At 67.1% G+C, this 16,568-nt stretch carries 16 protein-coding genes; 7 read left to right on the top strand and 9 right to left on the bottom strand.

The genetic code is table 11. The features are described 5' to 3' along the window. Positions 1-221: 221 nt before the first annotated feature. Positions 222-1,517: an aspartate carbamoyltransferase gene (locus LGM56_RS02595; RefSeq protein ID WP_089427078.1), complete on the top strand. Its 1,296-nt coding sequence runs from the start codon at positions 222-224 to the stop codon at positions 1,515-1,517. A gap of 112 nt (positions 1,518-1,629) precedes the next feature. Here the strand turns inward: LGM56_RS02595 and LGM56_RS02590 are convergent, their stop codons facing one another. Both LGM56_RS02590 and LGM56_RS02585 read right to left on the bottom strand, forming a co-directional pair. After that, on the bottom strand, positions 1,630-2,049 hold the full coding sequence (locus LGM56_RS02590) for a type II toxin-antitoxin system VapC family toxin (RefSeq protein ID WP_089462315.1): 420 nt from the start codon (positions 2,047-2,049) through the stop codon (positions 1,630-1,632). After that, complete coding sequence (locus tag LGM56_RS02585; protein ID WP_089448087.1) at positions 2,046-2,285, bottom strand: FitA-like ribbon-helix-helix domain-containing protein; 240 nt, start codon at positions 2,283-2,285, stop codon at positions 2,046-2,048. Before LGM56_RS02585 ends, LGM56_RS02590 begins: the two co-directional genes overlap by 4 nt. Before the next feature lie 323 nt (positions 2,286-2,608). On the opposite strand from LGM56_RS02585, the gene LGM56_RS02580 reads away from it, so the two are divergent. The 6 genes from LGM56_RS02580 (at position 2,609) to LGM56_RS02555 (ending at position 8,358) form a co-directional block, all read left to right on the top strand. Continuing rightward, positions 2,609-4,852 carry a TonB-dependent receptor gene (locus LGM56_RS02580; RefSeq protein WP_226202632.1) on the top strand — a complete coding sequence of 748 codons (2,244 nt, stop codon included), beginning with the start codon at positions 2,609-2,611 and terminating at the stop codon, positions 4,850-4,852. Between the two features lie 3 nt (positions 4,853-4,855). Continuing rightward, positions 4,856-5,629, top strand: a complete 774-nt coding sequence (locus tag LGM56_RS02575; protein ID WP_226202630.1) for a tetratricopeptide repeat protein — start codon at positions 4,856-4,858, stop codon at positions 5,627-5,629. Continuing rightward, a complete protein-coding gene (locus LGM56_RS02570) occupies positions 5,626-6,309 on the top strand; it encodes a Fe2+-dependent dioxygenase (protein ID WP_226202628.1) in 684 nt (227 codons plus the stop codon). The genes LGM56_RS02575 and LGM56_RS02570 overlap by 4 nt, the downstream gene beginning before the upstream one ends. A gap of 291 nt (positions 6,310-6,600) precedes the next feature. Then, on the top strand, positions 6,601-7,320 hold the full coding sequence (locus LGM56_RS02565) for a M15 family metallopeptidase (RefSeq protein WP_226202626.1): 720 nt from the start codon (positions 6,601-6,603) through the stop codon (positions 7,318-7,320). Between the two features lie 103 nt (positions 7,321-7,423). Next, a complete protein-coding gene (locus LGM56_RS02560) occupies positions 7,424-8,008 on the top strand; it encodes an NTP transferase domain-containing protein (protein ID WP_226202624.1) in 585 nt (194 codons plus the stop codon). 203 nt (positions 8,009-8,211) lie between these two features. Then, positions 8,212-8,358 (top strand): hypothetical protein, encoded by a 147-nt coding sequence (locus LGM56_RS02555; RefSeq protein ID WP_166896045.1) that lies wholly within the window; start codon positions 8,212-8,214, stop codon positions 8,356-8,358. Positions 8,359-8,423: 65 nt separating this feature from the next. Here the strand turns inward: LGM56_RS02555 and LGM56_RS02550 are convergent, their stop codons facing one another. The 7 genes from LGM56_RS02550 to LGM56_RS02520 form a co-directional block, all read right to left on the bottom strand. Further along, positions 8,424-9,182: an SDR family oxidoreductase gene (locus LGM56_RS02550; protein ID WP_226202622.1), complete on the bottom strand. Its 759-nt coding sequence runs from the start codon at positions 9,180-9,182 to the stop codon at positions 8,424-8,426. Next, positions 9,179-10,726: an FGGY-family carbohydrate kinase gene (locus LGM56_RS02545; protein WP_226202619.1), complete on the bottom strand. Its 1,548-nt coding sequence runs from the start codon at positions 10,724-10,726 to the stop codon at positions 9,179-9,181. Before LGM56_RS02545 ends, LGM56_RS02550 begins: the two co-directional genes overlap by 4 nt. 29 nt (positions 10,727-10,755) lie before the next feature. Beyond that, entirely contained in the window at positions 10,756-11,844 is a 1,089-nt protein-coding gene (locus LGM56_RS02540; RefSeq protein ID WP_226202617.1) for an alcohol dehydrogenase catalytic domain-containing protein, read from the bottom strand. Positions 11,845-11,890: 46 nt separating this feature from the next. Further along, entirely contained in the window at positions 11,891-12,904 is a 1,014-nt protein-coding gene (locus LGM56_RS02535; protein WP_226202615.1) for an ABC transporter permease, read from the bottom strand. Then, on the bottom strand, positions 12,891-14,411 hold the full coding sequence (locus LGM56_RS02530) for a sugar ABC transporter ATP-binding protein (protein WP_226202613.1): 1,521 nt from the start codon (positions 14,409-14,411) through the stop codon (positions 12,891-12,893). The genes LGM56_RS02535 and LGM56_RS02530 overlap by 14 nt, the downstream gene beginning before the upstream one ends. A gap of 62 nt (positions 14,412-14,473) precedes the next feature. Continuing rightward, positions 14,474-15,418: a substrate-binding domain-containing protein gene (locus tag LGM56_RS02525; RefSeq protein ID WP_089496540.1), complete on the bottom strand. Its 945-nt coding sequence runs from the start codon at positions 15,416-15,418 to the stop codon at positions 14,474-14,476. A 121-nt stretch (positions 15,419-15,539) separates the two neighbouring features. Further along, positions 15,540-16,499: an AraC family transcriptional regulator gene (locus tag LGM56_RS02520; protein WP_226202611.1), complete on the bottom strand. Its 960-nt coding sequence runs from the start codon at positions 16,497-16,499 to the stop codon at positions 15,540-15,542. Positions 16,500-16,568 lie beyond the last annotated feature (69 nt).

Here is a 16,568-nt window from a genome sequence, read left to right as displayed (position 1 = left end):
TGGAATCAACAAGCCCGACGGGCGAAACGTGTGCGGCGTCGCGCCCGGCAAGATGCCGGGCACGGGGCCTGACCTGATTATACGGAGACGGCCGCCGCGCGCCAGTCCGAACCCGCCGCCTGTCACATGGGCCACACAGCCGGTTCGCGCAGATTTTCCTTGACTTCAACACGCCAGGAACTAATATACGCACCGCGTATATTTCTCGTCAGGAGCCGCCGATGACCGTCCCCCAGCAAGCCTTCCTCCGCGACGCCATGCGCCGCCTCAACATGACGCGCGAAGCGTTCGCCAGCCGCATCGGTGTGAGCCGGCGCGCGCTGGATACCTGGCTTCTGCCCGACGATTCGCAGGAATCGCGCGGGATGCCCGAGATCGTCGAACGCTTCGTGTCGGAAATCGTCGAGCGCTCGGTACCGGAAGGCGGCAACTATACGCAAAGCGTAGATAATCAGGGGCTGGCCAAGCAGTTCTTTTTCGAGGGAAAGCCGCAACTGCTGTCGGTCGACCAGTTCTCGCGGGAATCGGTCGAGGCGCTGTTTCGCGTGGCCGACGTGATGCAGCCCATCGCGCGCCGCCACAAGATTTCGCGCGTGCTGGAAGGCGCGGTGCTCGGCAACCTGTTCTTCGAGGCCAGCACGCGTACGCGCGTGTCGTTCGGCGCCGCCTTCTGCCGGCTCGGCGGTTCGGTGTGCGACACGACGGGCTTCACGTTCTCGTCGATGGCCAAGGGCGAATCGATCTACGACACGAGCCGCGTGATGGCCGGCTATGTCGACGCGCTCGTGATCCGCCATCCGGAGAAAGGCTCGGTGGCCGAGTTCGCGCGCGCGACCAACCTGCCCGTGATCAACGGCGGCGACGGCCCCGGCGAGCACCCGAGCCAGGCGCTGCTCGATCTCTATACCATCCAGCGCGAGTTCTCGCGACTCGGCAAGATCGTCGACGGCGCGCACATCGCGCTGGTCGGCGACCTCAAGTACGGCCGCACCGTGCACTCGCTCGTCAAGCTGCTCGCGCTGTACCGCGGGCTCAAGTTCACGCTCGTGTCGCCGCCGACGCTCGAGATGCCGGCCTACATCGTCGACCAGATCGCGACGAACGGCCATGTGATCGAGCAGACGACCGATCTCGCAGCCGGGCTGCGCGGCGCGGACGTCGTCTATGCAACGCGGATCCAGAAGGAGCGCTTCACCGACGAGTCGTTCGAAGGCTACACGCCGGATTTCCAGATCAACCAGGCGCTCGTCGATTCGGTGTGCAAGCCGGACACGTTGATCATGCACCCGCTGCCGCGCGACAGCCGGCCCGGCGCGAACGACCTGTCGGTCGACCTGAACCGCGACCCGCGCCTCGCGATCTTCCGCCAGACCGACAACGGCATTCCGGTGCGGATGGCGATCTTCGCGGTGCTGCTCGGCGTCGAGAACCTCGTCCAGCATTCGATGCGCGACGCGACGTGGCGCCCGCCGGCCTATCTCGGGCCGGAGGATGCGGTGTTTCACGGGGTCGATTGAGAAGGAACTGCGGGGGGCAAGCCAGTCAGGCGCCCCTACGTTCAACGGAAAGCGCGCCGGGCAGCCCGGCGCGCTTTATTCTTTGCGCGGTGAACAGATGAGCAATCAGCGCCTAGGACGCCCACGGATCGATTACCCGCAGGCCAACCGCCTCGAATGGCGCGACGTCGCGCGTCGCAATGATCAATCCGTTCGCCTCGGCCGTCGCGGCGATGAAGCAGTCGGCGGGCGCGATCGCGGTGCCCGCGGCACGGGCCCGCGCGCGGATGCCGGCATAGGCTTTCGTCGCCACCTCGTCGAACGGCAGGATCCGACCGCGAAACAGCGGCACGACACGCTGCTCGATGCTTTGATGAAGCCAGTCGCGCCTGCGACCTTCCGGCAACGCCGCCACGCCGAAGCGCATTTCGGCGAGACTGATCGCAGCCAGAAACAGCGTTTCGACGTTCTGGGCATCGAGCCACTCGATCACGGCCGCGCTCGGCTCGCGCCGCAACGGCTCGGACATCACGTTCGTATCAACAAGGATCATTCGAAGCTCATCGGGTCGGTTAGCGTCTTGTCGCGCTGCGCGTCGAAATCGACACCGCCCGCCTCCCGTCCGATTTCCGCCAGCAGCGTCCCCAGCTTGAGCCGGCCTCCCGGAAGAACGGCCTGCTCGAGGATGTCCCGCACCTCGGCTTCGGTGCTGCGCCCATGCTGGGCCGCACGAATCCGAAGCGCACGGTGCACTTCATCGGGCAGGTTTCGAACCGTAATCACAGGCATGATGCACCTCACTACATTTGCTTTCAATGCAGTCATATTAGCACCTTGATGTCATGGCGGGCGATCCGCGACAGAACCACTCTACCCCGCCAGACACGCCCGCCACAGCTGGCCTTTCGGCCATCAACACTGCCCCGTGCGCCCCCACCGCCACCCCGTCACATTAGTTGACACTTCCCTTACTGACGCTAACAAGAACGCTTCTCATTCAATAAAAAATTACATAGAATGCCGCCTGAAAACAAATCGTAATAATTCCCGGCGGCATGCACACTTCCGTAGCGCACCGCCTCCGGGGCCACACCGCGAGGTCGAAGCGCACCATGAAGTCACGTTCCGACGAGCTGAAGCTCGGTAAATTCACCACCCTGTGCAGCGTACTCGCCGCAAGCCCGGCCTTCGCGACGGACGGCACGCCGCCGCCCGCCCCGGCCGGCGCCGAAGGCCATCTCGCGCCGATCGAGGTCCAGGGCAAGGCCGAGCACAGCTACAAGGCCGACTTCTCCGCTTCCGCGAAATTCACCGCGCCGCTCGTCGACACGCCGAAATCCGTCACCGTGATCCCGCAGGAGCTGATCCAGAACAGCGGCGCGTCGACGCTGACCGAAGCGCTGCGCACCGTGCCCGGCATCACGTTCGGCGCCGGCGAAGGCGGCAACCCGCTCGGCGATCGCCCGTTCATCCGCGGCTACGACACGCAGGGCAGCATGTTCGTCGACGGCATGCGCGACACCGGCGCGACGACGCGCGAGATCTTCAACACCGAGCGCATCGAGATCACCAAGGGATCCGACGGTGCGTACGGCGGCCGCGGCGGCGCGGGCGGCAGCATCAACCTGATCACGAAGGCCCCGCACCTCGGCACCACCGCCGCCGCGAGCGCGGGCCTCGGCACCGACCGCTATCGCCGCTTCACGGCCGACGGCAACTGGCAGTTCGCCGACCACGCCGCGTTCCGCCTGAACCTGATGAGCCACAACAACGACGTCGCCGGCCGCGACGCGGTGAACAACGAGCGCTGGGGCGTCGCACCGTCGATCGCGTTCGGCCTCGGCACGTCGACGCGCGTCGTCGCGAGCTATTACCACCTGCAGACGGACGACCTGCCCGACGGCGGCATCCCGTACTACTACGGCTTCAACCTCCCGAAAGGCGTCGCCACCGACGGCCCGGCGCCCGTCGACCGCCACAACTTCTACGGCCTGACCAACCGCGATTTCCGCAAGACGACGTCGGACATCAGCACGCTGAAGATCGAGCACGACCTCACGTCGTCGCTGACGATCCGCAACACCACGCGCTATACGGAATCGACGCAGGACTACATCTGGACGCAGCCCGACGACAGCCAGGGCAACGTGGTCAACGGCAAGGTCTGGCGGCGCGCGAACACCCGCAACAGCGCGATCAACAGCATCGCGAACCAGACCGAGCTGTTCGGCGAATTCCGCACCGGCCCGTTCAAGCACAGCTTCACGACCGGCATCGAGCTGTCGCGCGAATGGGGCAAGCGCGACACGTACAACGTCGCCGCCGCGAACGGCAAGATCTGCCAGAACGGCGTCGGCGCGGCGTCGGGCTACAACTGCACGAGCCTGTGGTCGCCGAACCCGAACGACCCGTGGGCCGGCTCGATCACGCGCAACAACGACTATGCGCATGCCCGCACCGTGACGAAGTCGATCTACGGCTTCGACACGATCGAGATCACGCCCCGCTGGCAGGTCAACGGCGGCGTGCGCATCGACGACTACTCGACCCGCTTCACCGACACCAAGGCCAACGGCGGCAAGACCACCACGCGTGACGACACCCTCGTGAACTGGCAGGCCGGCCTCGTGTTCAAGCCGGCGCAGAACGGCAGCATCTATGCGTCGTACGCGACGTCGTCGACGCCGGCCGGCATGATGCTCGGCGAAGGCAGCGAAACGCAGTCGCTCACGCCGGGCCGCGGCGGCGTCGGCTCGAACGCCGATCAGCTGGCGCCGGAAAAGAACCGCAGCATCGAGCTCGGCACGAAGTGGAACGTGCTGAACGACAAGCTCGCGCTGACCGCCGCGCTGTTCCAGATCGATACGACGAATGCGCGCGTGACGCTGCCGAACAACCAGTACGCGATGGTCGGCAACAAGCGCGTGCAGGGTCTCGAACTCGGCGTCGCGGGCCAGATCACGAAGCAGTGGCAGCTGTTCGGCGGCTATACGTACATGAAGAGCGAACTGCGCGACAACGGCAAGGACACGGCGAACAACGGCAACCGGTTCCCGAACACGCCGAAGCACAGCTTCACGATGTGGTCGAACTACGACGTGACGCCGAAGTTCACCGTCGGCGGCGGCGCGTTCTACATGTCGCAGGTGTTCGGCGATCCCGCGAACCAGCACGCGGTGCCGTCGTACTGGCGCTTCGATGCGATGGCGCAGTACCGCATCAACAAGAAGCTCGACCTGCAGCTGAACGTGAACAACCTGTTCAACCGCACCTACTTCGACCAGGCGTATCCGGCGCACTACGCGTCGATCGCACCGGGCCGCTCGGCGTTCGTCACGCTGAACGCGCGCTACTGATCGATGGAGGCCGTGTCGCTGAAGGCGCTCGCGTCGGTATCGCCGCGTGAGTTCGCCGACATCCTGGCCGGGCCGGCCGAGCGCGCCGCCGCGTGGGTCGCGGCGGCGGCCGACAACGGCATCGTCGATGCACAGGCCGTCTACGGGCAATACCTGCTCGACGGACATGGCGTCGCGCGCGATCCGGCGGCCGCGTTCAACTGGTTCCGGCACGCGGCGCGCGCCGGCCACGCGATGGCGATGAACATGCTCGGCCGCTGCTATGAGTTCGGCTGGGGCACGGCCGCATGCGCGCCGGTCGCCGTGTACTGGTACCGGCTCGCCGCGCAGGCGGGGCTCGACTGGGGCATGTACAACTACGCGACGGCGCTCGCGCTCGGTAACGGCGTCGACGAGAATCGCGCCGAGGCGCTCGACTGGTTCCAGCGCGCGGCCGCGCTCGGCCATGCGAAATCGATCAACCTGATCGGCGGCTTTTACGAGGACGGCTGGGTCGTACCGGTCGACCGCGACGCCGCGTTCGACCACTATCGACGCGCCGCCGTGGCCGGCGACTTCCGCGGCCAGTTCAACCTTGCGCGGCTGCTTGCCGAGCGCGGGCGCGTCGACGAAGCGCTCGCGTGGCTTGCACGCGTGCCGGCCTCTGCTACCCCCGCGTTCGTCGCGAAGATGCGCGCGTATCTCGCGTCGTCGTCGATCGACGCATTTCGTGCGGCCGCGCTGGAATTGCAAACACCGCCACAGCCTCAGCCACACTGTATGGACACCGCATCATGATGCTTCACATCCCCGGCGTACTGACGAAAGCGCAGGTCGCGCAATGTCGCGAACGGCTCGATGCGGCCGAATGGGTCGACGGCAATGCGACGTCCGGCACGCAGTCGGCGCTCGCGAAACGCAACCGGCAATTGCCGGAAGGCGCGCCGGCCGCACGCGCGGTGGGCGACGCGATCCAGGACGCGCTCGCACGCCATCCGCTGTTCTTCTCGGCGGCGCTGCCGCTCAAGGTGTTTCCGCCGCTGTTCAATCGCTACGAAGGCGGCGAGACGTTCGGCACGCACGTCGACAACGCGATCCGGCTGCTGCGCGGCACGGATTTCCGCGTGCGCAGCGACCTGTCGGCGACGCTGTTTCTCGAAGAACCCGATGCGTACGACGGCGGCGAGCTGTGTGTCGAGGATACGTACGGCACCCATCGTGCAAAGCTGCCGGCGGGCGACCTCGTGCTGTATCCGGCGTCGAGCCTGCATCACGTCACGCCCGTGACGCGCGGCGCGCGCGTCGCGTCGTTCTTCTGGATCCAGAGCATGGTGCGCGACGACGGCGACCGCACGCTGCTGTTCCAGCTCGATACGCAAATTCAGGCGCTTTCCGCGGAGAAAGGCGCGAAGGATCCGATGGTCATTTCATTGACGGGGATTTATCACAACCTGTTGAGGAAGTGGGCGGATGCATAACCAACGATATGCAAGGCAGCCGCTGGACGTATTGCGCGGCTCGGTCGTGCGCTACGACGGTCCCGTCGATCCAATCGAGGAAAGCGGTTGGGAGGCGCCGCCACACGACACGCGAAACGACGGCGTCCACGCGGGCACGACCATCGATACGCGAGGATAAGAGGCTCACGCCCCCGCAGCGGAAACCGCGACACATCCTCCGCCGGACTCTGGCATATTGGCGATTCGTCTGACCAAATCACCCACGAGCACCCGGCCTCGCGCAACCGCGCTTCCTGCTGCCGGCCGGACGTGGCCCGCAACCGTCATTGCGCCACTTCGTCCACTATCGTGATTTCGCTCTCCGATCCCGTTGTCCGGTCCATTACCCTGCTGGAGTCGCACGAAGGGTTTGTCGATCTCGCAGGTTTCCATGAGCGTATCGCCGTTGCTCCCAGCCCCGACGACGTCTCAAACAAGAGCCCGCATTTCCTGAAAGTGCGTCGTGGCGTGGCGGACCGGCTGATCGCCGCCGCGCATACGCTGCCCGCCGGCCTGCGCCTGTACGTCAAGGAAGGCTATCGCCCGCTGGCCCTGCAGCGCCACTACTTCACCGGGCATCTCGCGCATCTGCGGCGGACGCTGAATCCGTTGCCGGACGAAGACACCCTGGTCACACTGACGAGCCACTACGTCGCACCGCCGGAAGTCGCCGCGCACCCGACGGGCGCGGCCGTCGACCTGACGCTGATCTCGGCGGATGGCATCGAGCTCGACATGGGTTGCGTACTCGATGCCACCGACCAGGAATCGTCCGGCGCGTGCTACACGCACAACCCGTTCATCAGCCGCGCAGCCGCCCGCAACCGTCAGGTACTGATCACCGCGCTGGCGGGCGCCGGCCTCACCAATTACCCGTCGGAATGGTGGCATTGGTCGTTCGGCGACCGCTATTGGGCCGCGATGCACGATCAATCGCACGCCATCTACGGCCCCGTCGAGGAAAACATGCTCGACGAAGCCTCACGCTGACATTCTTTCCGACGAAACGCGCCCGCCTCGGTAACATCCTCACTTGTCGATCCCTGCCCGCTCCCGCACAATCGCAGCACCTGCATCACTCTCCCCCGCGCCGATGTCCTATGCGTCACTCGCCACCGGCGTCCTCCTCGCGGGCGGCCTCGGTCAGCGCTTCGACCCGAGCGGCCTGCACAGCAAGCTGCTCGCGCTGCTTCCCGACGGCACGCCGGTGGCGATCGCGGCCGCCCGCCATCTCGCGGCGGCCACGGCCGACGTGATCGCCGTCGTGCGTCCCGGTGCCGAAAAACTCGCGATGCTGCTGAACGAAGCCGGCTGCCACGTCGTCTATGCGCCCGACGCCGTGCGCGGCATGGGCGCGAGCCTCGCGGCCGGGGTGCGCGCGACGCCCGACGCGAACGGCTGGCTCGTCGCGCTCGGCGACATGCCGTGGATCGCGGCGTCCACCTACGAAGCCGTCACGCGCGCGCTCGACGCCGACGACGCGTCGATCGTCGCGCCCGCACATCGCGGCGTGCGCGGCCATCCGGTCGGGTTCGCCGCGCACCACTTCGATGCGCTCGCCGCGCTCGACGGCGACACGGGCGCCCGCGCGCTGTTCGCCAGCGCGCCGGTGCAACTGCTCGACGTCGACGACCCCGGCATCGTGCGCGACGTCGATACACCGGCGGATTTGCGCTGACCGGGATCGCACCACGCGCGCGGTGCAAAGCAGCGCCAGCGCCGCGCCCAGCGGGCTCCTGCTGAAACCCGCCCATCCGCGGCTTGCACCGACGACACACCACCCGCCGCCACAATCCCGCTGCAAATGCGCACCCGATTGGCTATAACGGAGACGAGGCGCCCCTGCCGCGCCACCGCCGTCACGCACTCCGCGAGTTCTCCATGACCGATCACACGACCCCGACGCCCGAGCCACCGGCCGACCCGAACCGCGACCCGGAAGACGATCCGTTGTCGCCACCGTCGCCGGGTCATCATCACGACAATCCGCAGCAACCCGACGGCCCGCCGAGCAAGGATCCGGTCTAGCCGCAAGGCGCCCCCCCTTCTCCGCGCGGTTCCCGTCGTCATGCGCCATAGCCGCATGATGCTGCCTAGCGCGCCGTATACCCGCCGTCGATCGGCAGCGACACGCCGCTGACCATCGACGCCGCATCGCTCAGCAGGAACAGGATCGGTTCGACAACCTCGTCCGGCTCCGCGAATCGCCCGAGCGGAATCGCGGCCAGCATCGGCGCCCGCTTTTCCGGTTCGCTCCACGCGAACTGCGCCATCGGCGTGAGCGTGACGGTCGGGTTCACACTGTTCACACGAATGCCGTGCGGCCCGAGTTCGATGCACAGCACGCGCGTGATCGCGTCCATCGCCGCCTTCGACGCGCAATAGCTCAAATGCGCGGGCAAACCGACGAGCGCGGCCTGGCTCGACACGTTGACGATGCTGCCCCGCGCCTGCGCGACACCACGCGCGTCGCGGGCAATCATCTTCCGGGCGACGGCCCGGGCAACGAGCGCCGCGCCGCGCGCATTGACGGCCATCACGCGATCGAAATGCGCGGCGCTCACCTCGAGCGCCGACTCGAGCGATGCAATCCCCGCGCAATTCACGAGGCCGTCGAATGTATCGTGCGCGGCGAGCGCGGTATCGATCGCATGCTCGTCGCCACCGACGTCGAGTCGCATCGTCTCGCACGCGGCCTCGCCGACCAGCGCATCGAGCGCGGCCATATCGCGCCCGGCCGCGACGACCCGCGCGCCCGCCTGCGCCAGCGCGATCGCGCACGCGCGCCCGATCCCGCTCGACGCCCCCGTGACGAGCACCCGCGAACCGCCGAAATCGAATCGTGTCTTCATGATGGCGTGTGCAACTCGTGCATGATCGGTTTGAGCGCCGGATACAGCGCCGTATAAAGCGCAAAGCGCGCCGCATACGCTTTCGCGCGTTCGGCATCCGGCCGCGCGCGCTCGACGAGCGTGACCCAGCCGCCTTGCGCATCGTCGTGTGATACGAGCCCTGCCCCGACGCCCGCGAGCAAGGCGGCCCCCATCGCGGCTTCGACATCCTGCTCGATCGTCCACACCGGGAAGCCCGTCACGTCCGCGATGATCTGCATCCATAGCGCCGAATGCGCGGCCCCGCCGACGACGATCAGCCGGTCATCCAAAGCCACCGCGCCGCGTCGGCCGGCCTCGATGTTGTGCCGCAACGCGAACGCGACGCCTTCGAGCACCGCGCGATACAGGTGCGCCCGTGTATGCGCGAGACTCAGCCCGACGAACGCGCCGCTCGCCTTCGCGTCCCACACGGGGCTGCGCTCGCCCATCAGGTACGGCAGGAACAGCACGCCGTCGGCGCCCGGCGGCACGCGTTCGGCCGCTTCCTCGAGCAGCACGTGCGGATCGCCGTGCGGCAGCAGGCGTGCCGCTTCGATTTCCGCGTGGCAGAACTGGTCGCGAAACCAGGCGACCGACGCGCCAGCCGTGATCGCGCCGCCGAACACGTACAGGTCGCGCTGCCCGTTGAACACGTGCGGCATGCTGACGAGCCCGTGACGCGCATCGACGTGCCGGCTCACGTAACCCCAGCACATGCTGGTGCCGATCATCGCGACATGCTGCCCCGTGCGCGTCGCGCCGGCCGCGAAGGTCGCGACGGCCGCATCGATGCCGCCGGCGACGACGGGCGTGCCGGCCGGCAGCCCGAGAGGCTCCGTCCATTGCGACAACAACCCGCCGACGATGTCCGTCGATTCGACGAGCCGCTCGGGCATCATCGTCGCCGGAATGCCGAGCATGTCGAGCGCGTCGTCGGACCACTCGCGGCGCGCGACGTCGTACACGCCGCCGATATTGCCGGCCGAACTGTGATCGACCGCGACCTCGCCGGTCAGCAGGTAGATCACATACGCGTTCGGCGGCAGGAAATAGCGCACGTTCGCCCACACGTCCGGCCGCTGGTCGCGCAGCCACAGCATCTTCGTGAAGCCGTAATAGCTGTCGACGCCGTTGCCCGTGATCACGCGCAGCCGCTCGACGTTCACGTTCGCGTTGACCCAGTCGACTTCCGCGGTCGCGCGCCGGTCCATCCAGATCAGGCACGGATGGAGCGGCCGCATGTCGATGTCGACCGGAATGCCCGAGCCGCCGTACAGGCTGCCCACGCACACCGCGCGAATCGCATCGGCCGGCACGCCCTGCGCGCGCGCATCGCTCACGCAGCCCGCGATGCACGCGAGCACCGCATCGAACCACACCTGCGGCCATTGCTCGGCCCACAGCGGGCGCGGCGTATCGGGCTGGTAGCCGGCCGAGCGCCGCGCGACGATCGTGCCATGCCGGTCGACGAGCAGCGCCTTGGTGCTCTGCGTGCCGATATCGACGCCAATGACGTATTCCATGATGTCTCCGGTGAGGCGCACGCCGGCCGTCAGCGGGCCGGCTTCAGCAGCACCTTGATCGATTCGGGCGATTTCGCGACGCGGATCGCGTCGTCCCAGTCCTCGAGCGCGAAATCGTGCGTGACGATGCCTTTCGACGTGACGAGCCCGCGCGCGAGCAGGTCGATCGCGATCGGGTAGCAGTATGGCCCCAGGTGCGCGCCGCGTACGTCGAGCTCCTTGCGATCGCCGATGATCGACCAGTCGACGGTCGCATCCTCGCCGAACACGCTGAATTCGACGAAGCGGCCGAGCTTGCGGATCAGGTCGAGCCCCTGGCTCACGCCAACCGGCGCGCCGGTCGTCTCGATGTAGACGTCGCAGCCGTAGCCGTCGGTGAGCGACCGGACGATCTCGCGCGCGTCGTCGCGCGCCGGGTTGATCGTCACGTCCGCACCGTACTCGCGTGCGAGTTCGAGCCGCTCGTCGATCAGGTCGATCACGACGAGTTTCTTCGGCGTCTTCAGGTGAGCGACCTGCGTCATCATCAGCCCGAGCGGCCCCGCGCCCGCGATCACGACTACGTCGTCGAGCTGGACATCGCCGCGGTTCACCGTATGGATCGCGCACGACAGCGGCTCGATGATCGCGGCATCCTCGAGCGATACGCCGAGCGGAATCTTGTGGACGATCGCGGTCGGCGGAATGCGCATGTATTCGGCCATCCCGCCGTCGGCCACCTCGCGCTGGAAGCCGAAGATGTTGTGCACTTCGCACATCCAGTACTGGCCCGACTTGCAATAGCGGCACTTGCCGCACGGCACGATCTGCTCGGCGATCACGCGGTCGCCCACCGCCACGCCGAAATGTTCGGCCGCGCCGTCGCCGAGCGCTTCGACGTGGCCGAAGAATTCGTGGCCGGGAATCACGGGCACCTTCACCCACGGGTTCGGGCCGCCCCAGAACATCTTCGCGCCCGTGTAGCACTTGCAGTCGCTCGCGCAGATTCCGCATGCGGCGATGCGGATCACGAGCTCGTTCGCGCCGGGGCGCGGCTTCGCGACCTGTTCGACGCGATAGTCCTCGGGGCCGTGGCAGACGACCGCGGTCATCCGCGGCTGGGCTTCGGGTGTCGTCATGGATAGTCTCTTTCGTGGGTGATCTGTATAACTGATGAATGAATCGTTACCGCGACCGTTCGCGGCTGATGTAGATCGCGAGCAGGATGATTCCGCCCTTGATCACGTTCTGCACATACGGGTTCACGCCGATCATGTTCAGCCCGTTGTTGAGCACGCCGAGCAGCAGCGCACCGACCAGCGTGCCAAGGATCGCGCCGCGCCCGCCCGAGATCGACGTGCCGCCCATCACGACGGCCGCGATTGCGTCGAGCTCGAAGCCCACGCCCGCGTTCGGCTGACCGCTCATCAGGCGCCCGGTCAACACGATCGCGGCGAGCGCCGACGTGAGCCCGGCCAGCGTGTAGACGATCAGCTTCACGCGCGCGACCCGCACGCCGGTGAGCCGCGTCGCCTGCTCGTTGCCGCCGATCGCATACACGTAGCGGCCGAACGGCATCCGGTCGAGCAGCAGCCACGCGATCGCATAGACCACCAGCATGATCAGCACCGGCGCCTGGATGCCGAGCACCTTGCCGCTGCCGAAGAACGCAACCCAGTCGGGCAAGCCGTCGATCGGGTAGCCGCCCGTGTAGATCAATGCCAGGCCGCGCGCGATGCCCATCGTCGCGAGCGTGACGATGATCGGCGGCATCCCCGCGAACGCGACGAACACACCGTTCAGGAAGCCGAAACCGAAGCCGACCGCGATGCCGATCGCGAGCGCCGCAACCGCGTTCACGCCCGCGACCATCAGCCCGGCCGCGAGCGTGCCCGACAGCGCCATCACCGAACCGACCGACAGGTCGATCCCGCCGGTCAGGATCACGCAGGTCATGCCGACCGCGATGATCGCGTTGATCGACACCTGGCGCAGCACGTTTTCCAGGTTCGCGGCGGACAGGAAGCTCGGGCTCGCGATCATCATCGCGATGCACACGACGATCAGGCCGACGAGCGGATAGAACAGCGTCGAGCGCCGCAGCTGCGCCCACCTCGCGCGTGGCGGCGGTGCGTCGCCGTGTCCGGCGGTGGCCGCGAGCGTCGTGGAAGGCGTGGAAGAAGAATCAGGCAGGTTCATGGGTCGCTCCTCGCGTGCCGGCCGTGGCATAGGTCATGACCGTGTCGGGATCGATCTCGTCGCCTGCGAGCGTCGCCTCGATGCGGCCCTGCCGGAACACGGCGACGCGATCGCACATGCCGACGATTTCCGGCAACTCGGACGAGATCATGATGATGGCGTAGCCGCGCGCGGTGAGTTCGCGCATCAGCCCGTAGATTTCGGCTTTCGCGCCGACGTCGATGCCGCGCGTCGGCTCGTCGAAGATCAGCACCGACGTGTGATGGTTCAGCCAGCGCGCGATCACGACCTTCTGCTGGTTGCCGCCGGACAACGTCGCGACCTCGGTATGGATCGACGGCGCCTTCACGCCGACGCGCCGCATCACGTCGAGCGTGGTGCGCGCTTCGCCGCGCCGGTCGATCAGCCAGCGCATCGACCGGTACTTGCCGAGGTTGTTCAGCGAGATGTTGTCGCGGATCGAGAACGACGTGACGAGCCCTTCCGTCTTGCGGCTCTCCGGCAGGATGCCGATGCCCGCGCGCAGCGCGTCGGCCGGATCGGCGAGCTTCGCGGCCGCGCCGCGCACGCGCACGTCCTTGCGATGCGCACGCGTCGCGCCGATCACCGCGAGCGCGGTTTCCGTGCGGCCCGAGCCGACCAGCCCCGCGAAGCCGAGGATCTCGCCGGCATGCAGCGTGAAGCGGTTCACCGGGCCACCGCGTTCGATCTGCAGTTCGTTGACCTCCAGCACGCGCGGCGCATCGGCCGCACGCGCCGGCTTCGGCGGAAAGCTGCTTTCGATCCGGCGGCCGACCATCATCCGTACCAGTTGCTCGACGTCCGTGCGTGCGACGTCGGTCGTCGCCACGTACTGGCCGTCGCGCAGCACCGTGATGCGGTCGCACACCGCGAAAATCTCGTCGAGGTGATGCGAGATGAAGATCATCGCGACGCCCTGCCGCTTCAGCTCGCGCATGATCGCGAACAAGTGCTCGGCCTCGGCCGGCGTCAGCGTGGCGGTCGGTTCGTCGAGGATCAGGATGCGCGCGTCGAGCGACAGCGCCTTGCCGATTTCGACGAACTGCTGTTGCGCGACCGACAGTGCACGGATCGGCGCATCGAGATCGATCGCCACGCCGAGCCGCGCGAAGATCGCGGCCGCCGCGTGACGCATCCGCTTGCGGTCGCGCGCGCCCCAGCGATTGCGCAGCTCGCGGCCGAGGAACAGGTTGTCGACGGCGTCGAGGTGCGGAATCAGGCTGAATTCCTGGAACACGATGCCGACGCCTGCCGCGACCGCATCGTGATAGTCCGCGAAATGGCGGGCGGTGCCGTCGATCTCGATCGTGCCGGCATCCGGCTGGTGAATGCCGCACAGGATCTTCATCAACGTCGACTTGCCCGCGCCGTTCTCGCCGAGCAGCGCATGAATCTCGCCGCGCGCGATCTCCAGATCGATGTCGGACAGCGCCTTCACGCCCGGAAAGCTTTTCGTGATGTGGCTGAGCCTGAGTATCGTGTCCATCGGCTTCTCCGTGCGAAGCGCGCCGGCCGTGCCGACGCCCTTCGCGTCGCATCGCACGTCGTTCACCAGCTGAAGCCCTTCGCGTTGCCGCGATCGACCACCTTCACGTCGACGGGGATCGCCTTCGGCACCGTCGCGCCCCACTTCCGCGCGATCGCGATGCCGAGCGCGATGCGCACCTGGTCGGCCGGGAACTGCGCGGTCGTCTCGATGAACTTCGAATTCGGCTTCTGGATCGCGGCGATCGCCTCGGGCGCGCCGTCGACGCTCGTCAGCTTGATGTCCTTGCCCGAGCTCTCGATCGCGGCGAGCGAGCCCATCGCGCCGCCGTCGTTCACGCTGAAAATGCCCTTCAGGTTCGGATGCGCGGAGATCATGTTTTCCGTGACCGACAGCGCGGTCGCGCGCTCCTGCTTGCCGTTCTGCGTATCGACCAGCTTCACGTTCGGGTATTTCGCAAGCCCGGCCTTGCAGCCGCGTACGCGTTCGAGAATCGGCACGACCGGGATGCCGTCGAGAATGGCGACCTCGCCGCTGCCGCCGATCGCCTTCGCGAGGTAGTCGCACGACATCACGCCCGCGTCGTAGTTCTTCGAGCCGACGAACGAATCGACCGGGCCGTTCGCGTTCGCATCGACGGCCACCACCACCGCGCCGGCCTTCTTCGCCTGCGTAATCGCCGACTGGATGCCGGTCGAATCGGTCGGGTTCACGAGCAGGATGTCGATCTTCTTCTGCAGCATGTCCTCGACGTCGCTCACCTGCTTGCTGACGTCGTGATGCGCGTCGGTGACGACGACCTGCGCGCCGATCGACGCAGCGGCGTCGTTCAGCGCCTTCTGCATCGTCACGAAATACGGGTTGTTCAGCTCCTGGAACGTCATGCCGATGCGCAGCGGTGCGGCCTGCACGGCGGCAGCGGGCAGCCAGGCCGCGACGGCGAGCGCGGCAATCACCGCCATACGGGCGGCGCGACGGGGGAATGAAGCGGGCGATGCATGCGTCATGACGGTGTCTCCGGTTATGTGTGCGGCTTTTTCGTGGTTGAACGCGCCCCTCGCGACGTGGGCGACGCGATTGCGCTGGGTGAAACGGTGTGGAAAGTCCAGGCGGGCCGCGGCCCCGCGATCATCCGGGCTGCGGCGCGAGCTCGGGGATGCCGGGCGTGACGACACGCGGCGGCAGCGGATTGCCGGTGGGCGCCGCGTGCAGCGCGAGCTCGCGGCTGCGCGCATTCAGGCGCTGCAGCGCGCGGAATTCGGACGGCGCCATCCCCTTCACCGCGCGGAACTGGCGGTTGAAGTTCGACACGTTGTTGAAGCCGGCCTGGAAGCAGATATCGGTGATGTTCGCGTCGTCGGCGAGCAGCATCTGGCACGCGGACTCGATCCGCAGACGATTCACGTACTGCACGAACGGCATGCCCGTCTGGCGGTGGAACGCGCGCGAGAACGCGCTGACGCTCTGCCCGGTCAGTTGCGCGAGATCGGCTTCCCGCAGCTCGGACGCAAGGTTCTTGCCGATGTAGGACAGCGCATGGCTGAGCCGCGTGGGCGTGACGTCGGCCTGGTCGTACGCGGGGCTCGCGAGCAGCGTGCGTTCGGCCGCCCCGCAAAGCCGTTCGAGGATCGTCATGAACAGCGCGATGCGGCGCATGCCGCGCGCGGCCAGCAGTTCGTCGAACAGCGGCGCGATCGCGGCGCTGGTCGCCGCATCGAAGCCAACCCCGCGCCGCGCATCGTCGAGCAGCGCCTGCGCGTCGCGGCATTCGGGAAACGCGTCCATGCAACGGCGCACGAACGCCGGGTCGAACTGGATCACGAGATTGCGGCGCTCGACGGTTTCGCCTTCGGCCATGTCGCTGACCCAGTTGTGCGGCAGGTTCGGGCCAAGCAGCACGAGATGGCCGGGGCCGAACGAGCCGATGTGGTCGCCGACGAAATACTTGCCGCGCGTCGCGACGATCAGGTGCAGTTCGAATTCGGGATGGAAGTGCCAGCGGATCGTGCGATACGGATAGCCGTGCGACCAGACCTTGAACGACTCGTCGCGTCGCACGTCGACCACTTCCAGATCGGGGTGCATCATGGTTGGCGTCTCCATTCCCATATCTCGCTGGCCGGTTCGTTGCGCGCGTGCGCCGCGTATTTCACACGG

The sequence above is a fragment of the Burkholderia sp. AU38729 genome (assembly GCF_020419725.1).
Classification (GTDB): domain Bacteria; phylum Pseudomonadota; class Gammaproteobacteria; order Burkholderiales; family Burkholderiaceae; genus Burkholderia.
The sequence above is the reverse complement of the archived record's forward strand: the minus strand, read 5'-3'. Positions and strand labels throughout refer to the sequence as shown.

Excerpts from the sequence above, each read along its gene's own strand:
- LGM56_RS02575 (WP_226202630.1), top strand. The coding sequence starts at position 4,856 with ATGGAGGCCGTGTCGCTGAAGGCGCTCGCGTCGGTATCGCCGCGTGAG.
- LGM56_RS02560 (WP_226202624.1), top strand. The coding sequence starts at position 7,424 with ATGTCCTATGCGTCACTCGCCACCGGCGTCCTCCTCGCGGGCGGCCTC.
- LGM56_RS02555 (WP_166896045.1), top strand. The coding sequence starts at position 8,212 with ATGACCGATCACACGACCCCGACGCCCGAGCCACCGGCCGACCCGAAC.
- LGM56_RS02550 (WP_226202622.1), bottom strand. The coding sequence starts at position 9,182 with ATGAAGACACGATTCGATTTCGGCGGTTCGCGGGTGCTCGTCACGGGG.
- LGM56_RS02570 (WP_226202628.1), top strand. The coding sequence starts at position 5,626 with ATGATGCTTCACATCCCCGGCGTACTGACGAAAGCGCAGGTCGCGCAA.
- LGM56_RS02530 (WP_226202613.1), bottom strand. The coding sequence starts at position 14,411 with ATGGACACGATACTCAGGCTCAGCCACATCACGAAAAGCTTTCCGGGC.
- LGM56_RS02540 (WP_226202617.1), bottom strand. The coding sequence starts at position 11,844 with ATGACGACACCCGAAGCCCAGCCGCGGATGACCGCGGTCGTCTGCCAC.
- LGM56_RS02595 (WP_089427078.1), top strand. The coding sequence starts at position 222 with ATGACCGTCCCCCAGCAAGCCTTCCTCCGCGACGCCATGCGCCGCCTC.
- LGM56_RS02585 (WP_089448087.1), bottom strand. The coding sequence starts at position 2,285 with ATGCCTGTGATTACGGTTCGAAACCTGCCCGATGAAGTGCACCGTGCG.
- LGM56_RS02580 (WP_226202632.1), top strand. The coding sequence starts at position 2,609 with ATGAAGTCACGTTCCGACGAGCTGAAGCTCGGTAAATTCACCACCCTG.
- LGM56_RS02525 (WP_089496540.1), bottom strand. The coding sequence starts at position 15,418 with ATGACGCATGCATCGCCCGCTTCATTCCCCCGTCGCGCCGCCCGTATG.
- LGM56_RS02535 (WP_226202615.1), bottom strand. The coding sequence starts at position 12,904 with ATGAACCTGCCTGATTCTTCTTCCACGCCTTCCACGACGCTCGCGGCC.
- LGM56_RS02545 (WP_226202619.1), bottom strand. The coding sequence starts at position 10,726 with ATGGAATACGTCATTGGCGTCGATATCGGCACGCAGAGCACCAAGGCG.
- LGM56_RS02590 (WP_089462315.1), bottom strand. The coding sequence starts at position 2,049 with ATGATCCTTGTTGATACGAACGTGATGTCCGAGCCGTTGCGGCGCGAG.
- LGM56_RS02520 (WP_226202611.1), bottom strand. The coding sequence starts at position 16,499 with ATGATGCACCCCGATCTGGAAGTGGTCGACGTGCGACGCGACGAGTCG.